Annotated in this window: 14 protein-coding genes; 10 read left to right on the plus strand and 4 right to left on the minus strand. The window is 50.2% G+C overall.

The window, feature by feature from the left end:
• Positions 1 to 3: 3 nt before the first annotated feature.
• From otnC to ltnD, 3 genes are read right to left on the minus strand one after another with little or no spacing between them, the layout of a single operon-like run.
• Complete coding sequence (otnC, locus tag AC6HVW_RS08550; RefSeq protein WP_137751238.1) at positions 4 to 636, minus strand: 3-oxo-tetronate 4-phosphate decarboxylase; 633 nt, start codon at positions 634 to 636, stop codon at positions 4 to 6.
• Positions 637 to 638: 2 nt separating this feature from the next.
• Positions 639 to 1,901 carry a 3-oxo-tetronate kinase gene (gene otnK / locus AC6HVW_RS08555; RefSeq protein ID WP_081367096.1) on the minus strand — a complete coding sequence of 421 codons (1,263 nt, stop codon included), beginning with the start codon at positions 1,899 to 1,901 and terminating at the stop codon, positions 639 to 641.
• Complete coding sequence (gene ltnD, locus AC6HVW_RS08560; protein WP_071683282.1) at positions 1,901 to 2,815, minus strand: L-threonate dehydrogenase; 915 nt, start codon at positions 2,813 to 2,815, stop codon at positions 1,901 to 1,903. The genes otnK and ltnD overlap by 1 nt, the downstream gene beginning before the upstream one ends.
• Before the next feature lie 260 nt (positions 2,816 to 3,075).
• Here ltnD and ygbI point away from each other — a divergent pair, with 260 nt between their 5' ends.
• Entirely contained in the window at positions 3,076 to 3,840 is a 765-nt protein-coding gene (gene ygbI, locus AC6HVW_RS08565; RefSeq protein ID WP_059200279.1) for a DNA-binding transcriptional repressor YgbI, read from the plus strand.
• On the opposite strand, the gene AC6HVW_RS08570 is transcribed toward ygbI, so the two are convergent.
• Positions 3,824 to 3,952, minus strand: a complete 129-nt coding sequence (locus tag AC6HVW_RS08570) for a hypothetical protein (RefSeq protein WP_497569335.1) — start codon at positions 3,950 to 3,952, stop codon at positions 3,824 to 3,826. The genes ygbI and AC6HVW_RS08570 overlap by 17 nt on opposite strands.
• 616 nt (positions 3,953 to 4,568) lie before the next feature.
• Here AC6HVW_RS08570 and AC6HVW_RS08575 point away from each other — a divergent pair.
• The 9 genes from AC6HVW_RS08575 (at position 4,569) to AC6HVW_RS08615 (ending at position 16,478) form a co-directional block, all read left to right on the plus strand.
• Entirely contained in the window at positions 4,569 to 5,357 is a 789-nt protein-coding gene (locus AC6HVW_RS08575) for a winged helix-turn-helix domain-containing protein (protein ID WP_071683283.1), read from the plus strand.
• 1,039 nt (positions 5,358 to 6,396) lie between these two features.
• Positions 6,397 to 6,987, plus strand: a complete 591-nt coding sequence (gene ecpA, locus AC6HVW_RS08580) for a common pilus major fimbrillin subunit EcpA (RefSeq protein ID WP_065686866.1) — start codon at positions 6,397 to 6,399, stop codon at positions 6,985 to 6,987.
• A 77-nt stretch (positions 6,988 to 7,064) separates the two neighbouring features.
• Complete coding sequence (locus tag AC6HVW_RS08585; protein WP_071682512.1) at positions 7,065 to 7,733, plus strand: EcpB family pilus assembly chaperone; 669 nt, start codon at positions 7,065 to 7,067, stop codon at positions 7,731 to 7,733.
• Positions 7,734 to 7,848: 115 nt separating this feature from the next.
• Positions 7,849 to 10,332 (plus strand): fimbrial biogenesis outer membrane usher protein, encoded by a 2,484-nt coding sequence (locus AC6HVW_RS08590; RefSeq protein WP_071682513.1) that lies wholly within the window; start codon positions 7,849 to 7,851, stop codon positions 10,330 to 10,332.
• Positions 10,322 to 11,965 (plus strand): fimbrial adhesin EcpD, encoded by a 1,644-nt coding sequence (gene ecpD, locus AC6HVW_RS08595; RefSeq protein WP_071682514.1) that lies wholly within the window; start codon positions 10,322 to 10,324, stop codon positions 11,963 to 11,965. The genes AC6HVW_RS08590 and ecpD overlap by 11 nt, the downstream gene beginning before the upstream one ends.
• Before the next feature lie 9 nt (positions 11,966 to 11,974).
• Positions 11,975 to 12,634, plus strand: a complete 660-nt coding sequence (locus AC6HVW_RS08600; protein WP_071682515.1) for a fimbrial biogenesis chaperone — start codon at positions 11,975 to 11,977, stop codon at positions 12,632 to 12,634.
• 100 nt (positions 12,635 to 12,734) lie between these two features.
• A complete protein-coding gene (locus AC6HVW_RS08605) occupies positions 12,735 to 13,400 on the plus strand; it encodes a LuxR C-terminal-related transcriptional regulator (RefSeq protein ID WP_368439006.1) in 666 nt (221 codons plus the stop codon).
• Positions 13,401 to 13,812: 412 nt separating this feature from the next.
• Complete coding sequence (locus AC6HVW_RS08610) at positions 13,813 to 14,301, plus strand: hypothetical protein (RefSeq protein WP_497569336.1); 489 nt, start codon at positions 13,813 to 13,815, stop codon at positions 14,299 to 14,301.
• Between the two features lie 89 nt (positions 14,302 to 14,390).
• Positions 14,391 to 16,478: a fimbria/pilus outer membrane usher protein gene (locus AC6HVW_RS08615; RefSeq protein WP_497569337.1), complete on the plus strand. Its 2,088-nt coding sequence runs from the start codon at positions 14,391 to 14,393 to the stop codon at positions 16,476 to 16,478.
• The last annotated feature ends 62 nt before the right edge of the window (positions 16,479 to 16,540 follow it).

The following is a 16,540-nucleotide window of genomic DNA, read 5'->3' on the forward strand; positions in this document are numbered from 1 at the left end:
GGTTCAGCTCCGTAACTCGGCAATTTCATCATCGGTTAAATAGCGAATTGGGCGGTTGCCGAGGGTGAAAATCAGCTTGGCCGCATCTTCCATTTCTTCGGTATTGTTCGCGGCTTCCCGCAGGCTTTCGCCGGTGACCACGGGGCCGTGGTTCGCCAACAGGAAAGCCTTGTAGCTTGGGGCCAGCTTACCCAGATCTTCCGCCAGCCGCAGATCGCCGGGGCGGTAGTAAGGCACCACCGGCACCTGGCCGACGCGCATCACCACATAAGGGGTGAACGGCTTGATGGCGTTTGCCGTATCCAGCCCTTGCAGACAGGAAAGCGCGGTCAGATAGGTGCAATGCAGGTGCACTACCGCCTTGCACGCCGGGTTGTTCTGGTACAGCGCGCGGTGAAAGCTGATCTCTTTCGAGGGCTTGTCGCCGGAAATCCATTCACCGCTCAGGCTGACTTTCGACAGTTTGTCTACCTGCAACTCCCCCAGGCAAGAGCCGGTGGGGGTGGCAAGCAGGGTACCATCTGGCAACAACAGCGAAAGGTTGCCTGCTGAACCGGTAGCGTAGCCGCGCTGGAAGAACGAAGCCCCCAGGCGCACCATCTCTTCCCTTGCCAGCCGTTCAGTGTCAGCGGTCATCGTCATACTGGAAACTCCGTTTGTGCTCTGGCGAAAAAGTTTTCATCGCCGAAGTTGCCCGATTTCAGGGCCAGTGATACCGGTTGTTCAATTGCGCGTACCCAAGGCACGCCTGGAGAAATACAAGGGCCGATATGGAAGCCGCGGATCCCCAATGCCTGGGTGACCACGCCAGAGGTTTCACCACCGGCGACGATAAAGCGGCTGAAACCCTGTTGTTGCAGGCGTTTAACCACTTCGGCAAAGAGGGCTTCAACCGCTTGGCTGGCGGCTTCGGTGCCGTATTGCTGCTGGGTTTTTTGCAGTTGCTCCGGTTCGGCGGTGGCGTACAGCAATGGGGCCAGTGGTTGTGCGGCCTGCTGTTCTACCCATGAACTTAGCTCTGCTGCGTAGGCGCTGCGTTCGCCGGCTGTGATGCAGCGAGAGACATCAATGCTCTGTGCCGGAGCCTGTTGGCGGTAGCGCGCTACCTGCTCGTTGGTCATGGTAGAGCAGGAGCCGGAAAGGACCACGGCTTTCTTCCCCTGTGGTGCTCCGGCAGATTGGGCTTTTTCCTGGCCCGGCTGCGCCCATTGGCGGGCAATGCCGATCGCCAGCCCTGAACCTCCGGTGACCAACTTCATGGTTTTCAGCGCTTCGCCCTGTGTCAGCAGATGCTGTTCGTTCAGGGTATCCAATACCACGTAGCGCACGCCAAGCTGTGCCAGTTGTTGCAGTTTTTCCTGCACTGCACCGGCGCCACGATCCATCTCTGCCGCGTTGACCAGCCCGCAACGCCCGCTGGCCTGGGCCTCCATCAGCCGCATCAGATTACTGTCGGTCATTGGCGTCACCGGATGGTTGCGCATACCGGATTCCGACAGCAGCTGGTCCATCACGAACAGATAGCCTTGATAGACCGTGCGGCCATTTACCGGTAGCGCAGGGGAAATCACCGTTTGCTGTTCGCCAAGTGCATCGAGCAAGGCGTCAGTAACCGGCCCGATATTGCCCTGGGCTGTGCTGTCGAAGGTGGAACAGTATTTAAAGTAGAACTGGCGGCAACCCTGGCGCTGTAGCCAGGCTAAAGCCTGCAACGACTGCTCGACCGCCTGGTCAACCGGGCAGGAGCGCGATTTTAGGCTGATCACCACCGCCTGCGAGTCGACAGGGATATCATCCTGCGGAACGCCATTGAGCTGGACCGTAGGTAAACCGTTTTCTACCAGGAAGCTGGCGATATCGGTGGCACCGGTAAAGTCGTCTGCAATCACTCCAAGTAACATTATGAGTTCTCCTTATTCTTCGGCAGCTCGATCCCGGCGAAGATCTTGATCACCGCGCTGTCATCTTCCTTGCCGAAACCTGCGTTGCTGGCGGAGGTGAACATGTTGAACGCCGTGGAGGCCAATGGCAGCGGGAAGTGCAGCGCTTTGGCGGTATCGGCCACCAGCCCAAGATCCTTGACGAAGATATCTACCGCAGATTTTGGTGAGTAGTCGCCATCGACCACGTGGCGCATACGGTTCTCAAACATCCAGGAATTGCCCGCGGCGTTGGTTACCACATCGTACATTACGTCCAGCGGGATACCGGCGCGTGCGGCCAGTGCCATCGCTTCGGCACCGGCGGCAATGTGTACGCCTGCCAACAATTGATGGATGATCTTGACCGTTGCCCCCAGACCGATCTCGTCGCCGATGCGGTACACTTTCCCGGCTACGGCATCCAGCACCGGTTGCAACTGGGCAAAGGTGCTCTCACTGCCCGAGGCCATCACGGTCATTTGGCCAGCCGCTGCCTTGGCAGCACCGCCGGAAACCGGGGCATCCAGCATCGGCAGGTTATACGCTAACAGTTTCTGTTCGATCTCCTTGGCATCCGCAGCAGCAATGGTGGATGACACCATCACCGGCGTATTGGGTTTCAGCTGTGCCGCCAGGCCGTTATCCCCGAACAGGATCTGTTTTACCTGGTTGGCATTAACCACCAACAGCAGCACCGCATCCAGTTCGTTTGCAAAGTCTGCTGCGCTGGTGGCGGCCTGTTTGGCACCGGCTTGCTGTAGCGTCGCCAGTGCCTGTGGGTTGAGATCGACGCCATAGGTAGTCAGCCCGGCATTGATGCAGGACGTTGCCGCGCCCATGCCCATTGAACCCAAACCGACGATACAAACTGCGTAGTTTCCTGGTTGTGCCATGATGCACCTCTGTTAATTTTAGTGATTATTTGTTTTGATGTGTTAAATGTAAGCGTTATTGACGCGGATATCGGTGATCACCTTCACAATTATTAACAATGCAACGGACGGTCGAAAAAACGGTTACGCTTGCTAACATAATGCTTTTAAATGTTTTTTATGATTATGATCGACTTCACAGCCTGAAAAGCTTTACTACCGTCGCACGAAAATTGACGTAAAATCACAATTATTATCATCGTAGTCACAGAGGGGGAACCGTGATACCTGTTGAACGCCACCAACAAATTTTGGCGCTGGTGTCCGAGCGCGGCGCAGTCAGCATAGCTGAACTGACCGAAAGGCTGGGGGTCTCACACATGACCATCCGGCGCGATCTGCAAAAACTGGAAGAGCAGGGCAGCGTACTGCCCGTTTCCGGCGGTGTGCAGTCGGCCGAACGAGTGGCGATTGAGCCTTCGCATCAGGATAAGGAAGGGATGTTTAGCCAGCAGAAAGCCGCCATTGGGCAACTGGCCGCGCGGCAGATCCCGGCCAACAGCTGCATCTACCTGGACGCAGGCACCACCACGTTGGCCCTGGCTCGTCAGCTCGGCGATCGTGACGATATCACCGTGGTGACCAACGATTTTGTTATTGCCGCCTATCTGCTCGAACATAGCCAGTGCAAGCTGATCCACACCGGCGGTACGGTATGCCGGGAAAACCGTTCCTGTGTGGGGGCCGCTGCGGCTCAGGCATTACGTAATCTGTTTATCGATCTGGCATTTATCTCTGCTTCTTCATGGAGTATGCGTGGTTTATCCACCCCGAACGAGGATAAGGTGGTGGTGAAAAACGCCATCGTTGAGGCCAGCCGCCGCCGCATTTTGCTGAGTGATACTTCCAAATATGGCAAGGTGGCCACCTATCTGGCGCTGCCAATTTCGGTCTTTGAGGTGATCATCACTGACGATCACCTACCGGAAGCGGCGCGTGAGGCGATTACGCAGGCAAATATTACGTTGCTTACTGCGGTGCAGTGACCTTAAATCCCGCCAATCTGATAAACACCGGGGTGGTTATCGCTGCCCCAAGTTCGTGGCTACAGACGCCACAGCAGATAAACCAGGCATTGAGCCGCAATAATTCCATCACGTCCAAGTGCCATCAGGTGGCACCGTCAGCCCGCTACTACATAATATTTACCTATAAAAAGTTAATAAATTATTTTTATGGGTTCACCTTAATGCGGAGCTGATATACATCCTAATGAGTATGAGTAACATCAGGTTTTATCGCTATGTGAAGTCAGTGTCATGCCAAGGCGGTTATCTGGCAGAGTGACAGGTTAAAATCATTGATTTAAATGATAAAGGTTATCAACGCTAGTCGAAAATACCTACTTTCCCAGTCCTGTAAGATCTTAGAGATGGTTAAATCTGCGATATTTTTACATTAAAACAGGCTCCACAAGGTCATTTTGTGAATTTTTTAGCTAAAAATTTATTTTTAGCAACATAAAAATCTAACCTTATGAAATTCAACGAATCAATATATCAATAATCAGCGTGTTTCGATAATCTTTGTTTTGGTCATGAGAAAATTCTTATTCCAGGGAGAGGGAAAAATGCCACAGTTAATGACAATTACCCGCGGTCTATTTACTAGCGATAAAAACGTTCACGAAGGCTTTTTTTTAATTTCAATTAAATGATTTTATTAACGATTAATGCCTGGGCTGTCTGTTTTTATAGTGAAAGTCGTGAATATAATGAAATATAAGCTTAATGACCGTATTATCTTCGATGTCGATAGCGGAACGCTGAGTTTGAGCGATCTGTTTGACGATACTGTCACCATCTCCAACCCATCCAAGCGCTTGCTGCAGTTACTGATTGTCCACCAGGGCGATGCCGTGAGCCGTGAAGTGATCTTCAAAAAGGTGTGGGATGATTATGGGATGATTTCCAGCAACAATAATCTTAACCAGTGCGTGAGCAAGTTACGTAGAGTGATCAAGGCGCTGGGAATTGATGAGGAGGTGATCGTCACGGTTCCCAAGGTGGGTTTTATGCTGCACAGCGAAATCCAGGTTGTGCCTTGTGAAGATGATAAGGATACGCCGATCCTTGGTGCCGAACCGCCGGTATTAGCCGCTAAAACCATACCCGTGGTGGTGGGCAAGGTGTTCTCCCGTGCTTCCTTGCGCTATGGTTGGGGGATGCTGGGCTTTGTGTGTGTGGTGTTGGCTGGCATAGCGTTCTATATTTTCAATCCAAGTATCCGGCAAGAGAGCTATCTGGGTAAATCGGGTAACTGCGCGGTATTTATGTCGTACTCCACGGTTCGGGCAGATCCGGCATTCAGCGATGATGTGCTGGCGCAGGTGGCAAGGCAAAAAATCCAATGCCAGCCGGATGAATACCTGTTGCTGATGCGTGGAAATCAGGTGAAGTCGTATATTTCTGGCATCTCACGGCTATTTTTTCTCCGCTGCAAGATTTTGCGAGAGCATAAGATTGAACTTTGCTCTGGTCTGGAAAGCGAATCCTACCTTTAACTGAGTGATGCTGATTGGCTGGCGGGGTAAACGACTGACAGCCAGAGTATCATGACCTTAGAATAGACCACTTCATTAGCGTTATCCGCCCTCTTATTCCGCCGGCTCACTACCCCGAAACAGTAATGCCTCTCACCCTAGCCCTCTCCCAAAGGGAGAGGGGACCGAACGTGCCACAACTTTATTACGGCACACCGTCTCTGCAATAACCCTCTTTCCTCTCACCTCTGCACCTTGAACACGGCACTGTACCAGCTCTCTCGCCCAAAAGGAGAAGGGACCGAGCGTGCCACAATTTTATTACGGTACACCTCCTCTGCATCAACCCTGTCGTAGCTTTTCTCTGTACCTGAACACGGCACCGTACCAGCTCTCTCGTACAAAAGGAGAAGGGACCGAGCGTGCCACAATTTTATTACGGTACACCTCCTCTGCATCAACCCTGTCGCAGCTTTTCTCTGTACCTGAACACGGCACCGTACCAGCTCTCTCGTACAAAAGGAGAAGGGACCGAGCGTGCCACAATTTTATTACGGTACACCTCCTCTGCATCAACCCTGTCGCAGCTTTTCTCTGCACTTGAACACTGCACCGTACTAGCTCCCTCGCCCTTTGGGAGAGGGTTGGGGTGAGGGGAAATGGGTTGCCTTAACTGACAGGCATTAAATGTACAGGTTGATTTTTCACCAGAAAGGACGCCGAATAACGGTAGTTATAATATGGTTAATGTTTGATCGAATTAATCTAGGATAATTCTGCTGCCCGACTTGCGTGATTGGAGTTTTTATCCTTAATCTGGTGTTAAAAACATTAAATACGGGATTTAAATCTAAACATTTCACATTTGACAGTTAATGATTATCTTAAGATTTGTTTGGGTTAAGATTTTTCTCGCCAAGTAGGACGAGAGGCATACTCACGTTGCATATCAATACTTGGCGTTATCCCGCTAGCAACTGGCAATACCGGAGTGAGTGGAGATGACAAAGATCGGTACATTTAACGGACAATAGAAATCTATAACTTAGGGAGTTTTACCATGAAAAAGATCACACTTGCTCTGGCAATCGTTTCAGCATTCGCAGTAGTGGGCACCGCTCAGGCAGCAGACGTTACCGCACAAGCCTTGGCTACCTGGTCAGCCACTGCCAAGAAAGATACCACCAGCAAGTTGGTTGTGACGCCAATCGGCAGCCTGTCTTTCCAATATGCTGAAGGCATCAAAGGCTTCAACAGCCAGAAAGGTCTGTTCGACGTGACTATCGAGGGCGAAGGAACTGCCACCGATTTTAAACTGACCTCCAAGCTGGTGGCCAATACTCTGACTCAGCTCGACACCTCTGGTTCTACCCTGGAAGTAGGCGTTAACTACAACGGCGCTGCCGTAGAGAAAACCGCTGAAACCACCATGATCGACGTTAATGCCGGTATTATGGGTGGCAACCTGAGCGCACTGTCTGGCGCTTACGACAAAGCTGTTCGTACCAGCGCACAAGATCAGTTCACCTTCAGCATCATCGGCGCAACGGCTGATGGCGCAACTGCTGTGACTGATTTCAGCACCCTGCCTGAAGGTATCTGGAGTGGCGACGTGAGCGTAGAGTTCAACGCTACCTGGACTACCGCATAATCGTTTCCCCAGAGTAATGCGTCTTAACAGGGGGGAAACCCCCTGTTTTTGTCAGCTAAAGAGTTTGGAATACCGCTATGAATCGTTTCTATTTTTCTATTCCCCTGTTGCTTTCCCTATGCCATAGCGCCTTGGCGCTGGATGTTGGCGCGGTCAGTTCCTTTATGCCCAGTAATAGCGCGACGCTAAGTAAAGAAATTAAAAATACGACGGATAGCGGCCGCCTGGTGAATATAAAAATAGAAAGGATTTCCGACCCGACGGAATCCGGCGTGGTGATCCCGATGGCGACGAAAGATGAAATGCTGTTGTCACCGGCCAGCCTGATGATGCCAGCCAACGCCAGGGACGTGATCCGTTTTTATTATAAGGGGCCAGAAGATAATCAAGAACGCTATTACCGGATTGTCTGGTTTGATCAGGCATTAACCGATGCGGGGCAGAATACCGCCAAACGCAATGGCGTGGCCACCACCTCGGCGCGTATTGGCACCATTTTAGTGGTTACGCCACGTCAGGTTAATTTTAATCATCAGTTTGCCAATAACAAAGTCGCCAATACCGGCAATGCTACCTTCAAAATGGTGGCCTACGGCCCCTGCAAGAATAAGAAAGAAGGCAGCAGCTGCAAGGAAAACTATTTTGTCATGCCAGGTAAAGATCGTGGCCTGTCCAAAGTGGATATCAATGATAAGAAAAGCCACGTTGCGCTTTGGTATGGAGAGCAATTTATTCAAGTCAAATAACACCGAGTTGGGCTGCCACGGGATGTTGCAGTAAAGGGATGCATAATAGTTCAAGGAGTTAGACGTGAAACTAGCACTGGATAGTGCATTACTCAAGATATCAGTAGCGGTGGGGATGAGCGTTATCCCGGCCGTGATGATCCCTGGGCAGTCGGCTCTTGCCGCCGGGTTAACCCAAATTGATGGCGTGTTGATCCCCCAGACTTTCAGCATGGCATTGCGTGAGGGGATGAGCATCCCGTTATTGCTGCATTTTGAACAAAACAGCACCCTGAAAGACGATCAACGCATTGGGCGCGCATTGCTGGTGCTTGATGATAACCATCTGAAAATCAGCGAAATTACCCTGGAAGATAACGAGGGTGGCGCACAACTGACCGCCGCGATCACCAAGCAGCTCAATGCGCTCAATGATGCCAACTTTGACGATAAGCAACGCATTACGCTGTCGGATGATGCCTGGCTGGCGTTGGATTTCCGCCAGTTGAACCTGCAATTGGTGGTGAAGCAATCGGCTCTGGGTACGGTATTGCGTGAGCGCGCCAGCGATATTGGTGCGTCGAGTGTTGATGAGATAAGCAGCACGCTGGCCTACAACCTGGGCGTTTACGACAACCGCACCAAAGCCAGTGAAGGTTTTACCTCCAGTTATTTATCGCTGAATAACGTCACCTCTCTGCGTGAGCATCATGTGGAAGTGAACGGTTCTGTCTATGGCATTGGCAGCAGCAACCAGGATTCGACGCTGTATAAGCTGATGTATGAGCGTGACTTCGCTGGCCGACGCTTTGCCGCAGGCATGCTCGACAGCTGGAACCTGCAATCGCTGGGGCCAGTGACCACCATCAATTCGAGCAAAATCTACGGCATGTCCTATGGCAGCCGGGCCAATTCGACGGTGTTTGATAATAGCCAGTCGTTAACACCGATTGTCGCCTTCTTCCCCTCGGCGGGTGAGGTTCACCTGTCACGTGATGGCCGTCTGCTCAGCGTACAGAATTTCTCCATGGGTAACCACGAAGTGGATACCGGCACGCTGCCTTTTGGTATTTATGATGTGCAGGTTGAGGTGATCGTCAATGGTCAGGTGATCAACCGCCGTATGCAGCGGGTTAACAAACTCTATAGTCCGCTGCACGCCGCGGGTGCGCCGATGTTCTGGCAGTATTGGGGGGGCATGGTGCGTATGGATGAGTGGCGTGGCGACAACGATCGCTTCGCTGAGGCTAAAGATAGCTACCTGTTGGGGGCTTCTGCCTCTGGCAACCTGTCTCGCTTTAACTGGGCGCTGTCCGGCTATTCCCTGGACAGCACTTCGGTGGCGGAAGGCCGTTTAAGCATACCGATCATTGATTCAGTGCAGGTTAGCACGCAGAGCATGGTGGCCACCGACCGATCCTGGACGCTGATCAACACCGTAAGCGCCACGCTGCCCGGCGGTTTCAGTACGCTGTGGGCCAACGAAGAAAAAACGGTGATCGGCGATAAACTGCGCCAAAACGATGCCCATAACCGGGCGATCGGCGGCTCGCTAAACTTGGGGGCGATTGTGCCTCACCTTGGCACGCTCAGCGTCAGTTATAACGACGACAAGAAAAATAGCAGCCATTATTACAACGTGGATTACTACCAGAATCTGTTCACCGGCCGTTACGGCACGCTGGGCATACGCGCCGGGGTACAGCGATACAATAATGGCCATTCCGGCGGCAATACCGGTAAGTACATTGCGCTCGATTTCTCCTTGCCGCTTGGCAACTGGTTCAGTGCCGGGGTTTCTAACCAGAACGGCTACACCACGGCAAATATTGCGGCGCGTAAAGAGATCGCCGATGGGCCGATCCGTACCGTGGGGGCAAACCTGTCGCGCGCTATCTCCGGCGATACCAACGGGGATAACAGCTTTAACGGCGGTGCCTACGCCCGTTTTGACACCAAGTATTCTACCGGCACCGTCAACGTTAGCAGCTCCGCAGACGGCTACGTGAATACCAGCCTGACCGCAAACGGCAGCGTCGGTTGGCAGGGGCGCCATATCGCGGCAAGTGGACGCAATGAAGGTAACTCAGGGATCATTATCAATACCGGCCTGGAAAATGAAGGCATGCTGACCGCGCGCGTGGATGGCCGCGTCGTCAAGCTGACCGGCGACAAGAACTATCTGCCACTGTCCCCTTATGGTCAGTATGTGGTGGAGTTGATGAACAACAAAAACTCGGCGGAAAGCTTCGATATCGTCACCAATCGTAAGAACAGCCTGACGCTGTACCCGGGCAACGTGGCGGTTATCGAACCCCAAATCAAACAGATGGTCACGGTATTTGGCCGTATCAAGGCCGAGGATGGCACGCTGCTGGCCAACGCCAATATCAACAACCATATCGGGCGTACCCGTACGGATGAGAAAGGGGAGTTCGTGATGGATGTGGATAAGAAATTCCCGGTGATCGACTTTACCTACCGCCACAATCAAAGCTGTGAAGTGGCACTGGATCTGAGCAAGGCACAGGGTGCGGTCTGGGTCGGCGACGTGGTTTGCCGCGGCTTGAAGTCCTACGCCAAAGTGGGCCAATCAGGAGATATGAGCAATGAAGGCTAATAGCATACGTTTGGCGCTGTTGATCGGTGGCCTGCTGAGCATCGCCCCGGCGCAGGCGGTGAACCCGACCAATCTGGGAGATGCCGCCACGATGAAGTTTGTCTTTGTTGAGAACAATGCGGACGATAACTTCTTTGTGACCCCGGCAGGGGGGCTCGAGCCGCGTCTGACCGGTGCCAATAAATGGACCGGCCTGAAATATGGGGGTTCCGGCACTATTTACCAGCAGAGCCTGGGCTACGTCGATAATGGCTATAACTATTTGCTGACGGCTAACAACCGCTTTGATATGTGGCTGGAAAATGCGCCTATTAAAAGCCCATTCCTTGGCTTGCGTTGCATCAACTGGTATGCCGGCTGCAATATGGATACCAGTCTGATCTTGCCTGAAACCACTGATGAAAAAGGGTTTTACGGTGCTGTTGTCACCTCCGGCGGGGCAAAATGGATGCATGGCATGATGTCGCCGAGTTTTTATCAATACCTGAAACAGATGGGAACGGGTAGTTCGTTCAGCATGCAGATCAACGGTTGTCAGACCAACGTTGTCTACAATGCCAGCAACGGCGAACGCTGCCAGGATCAGGCCCGTGGCACCTGGTATCGACGTACCGTCACCCATGCCAAGGCGGCACACCTGCGTTTTATCAATACCAATGCGGTATCGGAAGTGTTCGTCAACAGCGATGGGATACCGATCATCGGTGAAGGTAATGCGGACTGCCGCAACCAAACCGTCGGTGCCCGCAGCGGTATCATGTGCAAGATGGTCAGCTACGATCTGCAAACGGATGGCAGCGTCAGTAACACCTCGATCCATATTTTTCCGTCGATCAACCACGCCGCACTGTCATCGGCGGTTAATGCGGCCGATCTGCAATTCAGTTTGAATGGCAACAGTTGGAAAAATACCTCGGGTACCGGCAGTTACTATACGTTTAACGAGTTGAAGAGCAGTAATGCCGTTTACGTGTTTTTTGCCAGTAACTTCTTCAAACAGATGGTCAGACTGGGGATCACCGACGGTGGTACGCACGATCTGATTAACTTCCGTTTCCAGAACACCACCTCGCCGGAATCGGGCTGGTATGAGTTCTCGACCTCTAACCAACTGATCATCAAGCCTCGTGATTTCAGTATCAGCATTATTTCCGAGGATTTCGATAACAGCCCGCACCGGGAAGGCTATGTTGGCCCCTCAGAGCCACCGTTGGAGTTTGGCTATATTGTGACCACCAGCGCCAAGACCAATGCCGATCAGGTCAGGGTGATGGCGACCGGCCCAACGCAGTCACTGGGAGGGATCAACTACTGTATTTTCTCCTCGCCGGACAATACCACTAAGGTTCCATTCCCGGCCCAGCTTAGTATTACCACCAGCACGGGGACGGAGCAGGTGTTTGATGCCGGTTGTGACAGCCAGTGGCACGATATGACCAACGCCTTGTGGAGCAGCACACCATGGAACGATATTTCCGGTGACGTGGGGGTGATGAACAAGACCAAGGTCAAGTTCAGGATCCCGATGAACGCACCGATCTCGCTGAAAACGGTGGAAGGTAACGCCTGGTATGGTGATGTGCATGCCGCCGGTGAAATCCACGTTGAGGCAACCTGGCGCAATATCAATTAAGGGGATGATGTGAAAACTCTGCTGCTATGGCTAATCTTCCTGCCCTTTACCGCCGGGGCGATCAACGTGGGCACCATGACGTTTGCGATGGATCAGGATCAGTCCTTTGTCGCCAAACGGGTGTTGAATAATAACGCCAGCGCCCGGTTTTATCAGGTTTCCATTCGTGCCATCGATCGGCCAGGGGAGCAAGAGGTTCGAACCCGCCCGGCAGAGGGTGAATTGCTGTTTGCCCCCAAGCAACTGACGCTGCGGGCAGGGCAGGGGGAATATTACAAGTTCTACTACCATGGGCCCAAGGATAATAAAGAGCGTTATTATCGTGTCTCATTTCGCGAGGTACCGACTAACCTGCTGACCACCGGGCAGAGCAACAAAGCCGGTGCCAATCTGGAGCCGATCGTGGTAATGGATACCATTCTGGTGGTCAGACCGCGTGTCACCCAGTTTGACTACCAGCTTGACAAGCAGCGCGGTACGCTCAAAAACACCGGTAATACCTTTTTTAAGTTTCTGCTGAAACCCGGTTGTGATAGCACTGATGAAGAGGGGATCACCGAATATTTACGCCCAGGGGATACGCTGTCGCATCCGGGTATCAAACTGCAAGGTCAGAAATTTATTATTTATAACGATAAGTTTATCAACGTGGATAAAAGTTGTATTTAATTAGCTAGATTGGATTTTATTGACCGTTCGGCAAGGAACGCGGGTTTCAGGTGGTTTTTATAAACTAAAAAATATAATATTTTCAATAGGATAATTAATTATGCATGCCTTCTATAACGAGAATTTTATTCTCTTTGAGCCCCATCCTTTGGTAAAGATCGGCCTGCAGGCATTGATTGATCCGAAAAATAAAAAAATCAGCCATCTAAGTAGACTGAAAGATATTGTCTCATCACTCAATGATAATGAACAGCAAACGGTTATTATGGAGCTCTACCATCATAACGAAGAAATTTATCAGGTAGTGCGATTCGTGTTGACCTTCGGTACGCTTTGGCCAAAGGCGTCCTTGGTGGTTTTCACCGATATCATCAACACGGATATTTTGTCGCTGCTTGCAACGCAAAAACACCTCTCATTAGTGGCCAAGCGCGATAGTGTGAATTATTTACTGGCAGCCATTTCGGCGGCTCATCCCACAGCCAGTTATCGTAGCCCAGCGATGCGGCAACTGTTGTTGCAGGAACTGCGGCCATTATCAGGTTGTGAATGGCGTATCCTGGGATTGATGGTTGCCGGAGCCAATGCACAGCATGCCGCTCAGGTTATCGGGCGCAGCTATAAGACCGTCTGCACCCATAAGCTGAATATTATGCGCAAGCTGGGGCTGAATCAGGTTGGCTTTATGCAGCTGCTGTTGGCGTTCAGAACCCGTTACTGGGATGAAACTGCCATTTCGGGCATACATTCTGCTCCACCTCTCTGAGAGAGAAGGGCTCTTTCTCAGGTCATGCCAGCTGCGTTAGTTCAAACAATTCCACTGTCAATCTACCTGGCTTAAATCAGTGCAAATCACTTTTATTCTGGTTTTATTCTTAATTCCAGGATTTTTATTAATGATATATATAACACTGGTAAGCGAACCGTTCGCTGTTTTACATTACAATTGACCACAAAATGATCGGCCTGGTGTTATTAATAGCGTGATAATATTATCATTCCCGGTGTTAATTTGAGAATTTACTGGTTACATTAAAGAATTTCTCATGAAAGATCCGAAAGTAAAATATTTCAGCTGAATTTTATTGTCTTAATAAATATTATAAATTAATGTCCTTCTGCCTTTAAGAACGGCGTATTCATGTTTTTAATTAATTATTCTAGAAGGATCTATATAGATGAATAAAAGCAAAATTGGGCTTTTGATGCTCGGTACTCTGGTGTTCTCTGCGAATGTTTTTGCTGGTATCAGCAGCCAAGAGCAAAATATGCGTAATGAAGTCACCAAGTGCGTCAGTGATATCCAGTCATATGGCAATGATCCTCGGGAAAAATCGCCTCTCTGGGTTATTTACGGCACACGCGGTGGTGCACATAAGTATTGCGGTTCCGTTGCCGCTAAAACCAGAACTGCAATCACGCCAGGGTACAACCAGCAAGAGGCTTGGGAAGCTGAGTGGCAGGATCTCTTTGCAGAATATAGCGCCATTCCTAAGGGCGATGCCAACAAACCAAATACTCAGAAATTGCTCAAAAAGCTGCGTGATCTTGGCGCAACAAACAAATTAGATGGGCGCCATGCTCAGTCTAAACTCTATGTCTATCGTGCCATGATGAGTGAGTTGGATAAATTGGATGCGATCCTGCCTTCCGTCGAAGGTAAGTAAACTGTTTTAATTAAATAATAATGTACCGGCATGTTTAATGATGACTGCCGGTGCATTTTTATAAATTCTATTATTCCCACCCGAACAGTATGAATATAAGTTTATTCGCCTTTCCTATTCTATTCATGGCAGCCTGTTTTGCCAATGCAGGTGAGTATTTTTATATCTCCCAAGGGGATCGGGATATAGGTCATATTGAATTGGACATGGCGGAGGACGGTTTTCCGTGTTTTGATAGACAAAAGCTAATAGAATGGGAAATCCTTTCACCAGCAAACATGAGTGCGGTACCAGAAACCGGCTGTATCAAAGCTAAAGATCTTTATCCATTAAATATTACCGTTACCTTAATTGATAAGGTGAATTTCCTTTTTTTTATATTCCTAGAGTCGACGGAGGTCAAGGCCGATCCTCGCCTGGCTATCGAGTATAGAGATGAGGGTATTCCAGCTATCCTGATAAACTATGATGTTAACTATAAAAAATATCAGGGAGAACGTTATGTCAGAAGAAAAGATAACTTAGTCGTTGAGTTAGAGTCTGGCATCAACTACCAACATTGGCGATTAAGATCACGGCAATTTCATGATAATGAGGGTATGCCACAGAAACGGATTAGGTTTTCCGATCTTTACGCTGAAAGAGACATCCCCGCGATAAACTCTCGTCTGTATTTTGGTGAGGGCTACAATAATACATTCTATCTGGATCCCTTCCCCAACCGCGGGATAAAATTGTCATCGGACGATAATATGTTTCCTTCGTCACAGGGGCCAGTGTTGCCTTGGGTATACGGTGTAGCTACCAGTGATGCTGAAGTTGAGATCCGGCAGAACGGCAAACCGGTTTACCGCACGATGGTTCAAGCTGGGGATTTCGTGCTGAGAAATATCAAACTGTTTGACAAATCGGGTTCTATTACCATGACGGTGAGAGAAAGCGACGGTAGCATCGCTTATTATGACGTACCCTGGAGTCGACTGGACAATATCCTGGATAAGAACATGTGGAAATATGATGTCTCATTCGGCAAGTTTATGAGTAGTGAGAGAATGGAAGAGTCTAATCCCATTTTCTTTCAGGGAGGCGCTGGATATGGCCTCACTGCACAAAGCTCTTTATTTGGCGGAGCGCTGATATCGCCCAATTACTACAGTCACTCATTAGGTATTGGTCAACGACTCAATCAATTCGGTGATGTCACCTTTAATCACCAGTACAGCAGCATAACATCGGCAGAGCAGGGCAAGGTAAACGGTGAGAAGTTGCGTTTACAGTATGTGGCTAATATCAACAAGGCGAATGCCAGCATCAGGTTAAATGGCGAGTATTATCTACAGCCTCACTTTAATGATTTCAATAGTTATGCCTATAATGCTAAAACAGATTATTATTGCTGTGATTACTATAAAAAAGAATATGGTTTTGATTTTTCGATAAGTGCATTGATTGGTACTTCACAGAGCTTGTCGTTCAATATTAACCAGGAAAAATACAAAGAGGATCAAGGCAAGCGGACGTTCTACTCGCTGAGGTTTATGCAAAACACCGTCAACTTATCCTATGATCTTGACCTGTCATACTATCAATACCCTACGCAAAAAAATGAAATGCTATTTGGTATTACCTTCAGAGTACCCTTAAAGAGAATGGGGATTGATAACACCAGCCTGAATCTGGGATACAGCTATAACCCCTACGATCACTATCAAACGGAGCTTGGCGTTAGCGGGAGGCATTTAAATAACAACCTTAACTACCGGGTGACTAGCCGCAAGGGCAAACAGAGCAAGGCAAGTTATCAGGCGAGTGCCAATTACCGCTATGCCGCCGGTGAATCTGCTATCAGATACCAGTCTGGAACAAACTATGCGCTTTACTCGGCGAACAGCTCAGGTTCATTGGTTGCCCACCAGGCGGGGATTACCTTAGGGCCAACGTTAGGTGACACTAACGCACTGGTTTATAGCAACAAGCATCCCAATGCGACGATCCCTGAGCAGATTGATGTGGTTACCGACAGCCGCGGTTATGCCATTATCCCCAATCTCATTCCCTATCAGGTCAACGTGGTCAATGATGAGATAGGCCAGGAGAGGGAGTTTGGTGAGCCAGCCAATGAAGTCGTTAAAGTGCCGACATTAGGGGCCTTATCCTATTATGAGTTGCTTAATTAAATCGCTGTGCCGAAGAGGTACAGGACGCCGACATGCCGTAAGCCCCCTTCCCTGGGGACAGG

The organism is Serratia sp. NCCP-200, from assembly GCF_059697885.1.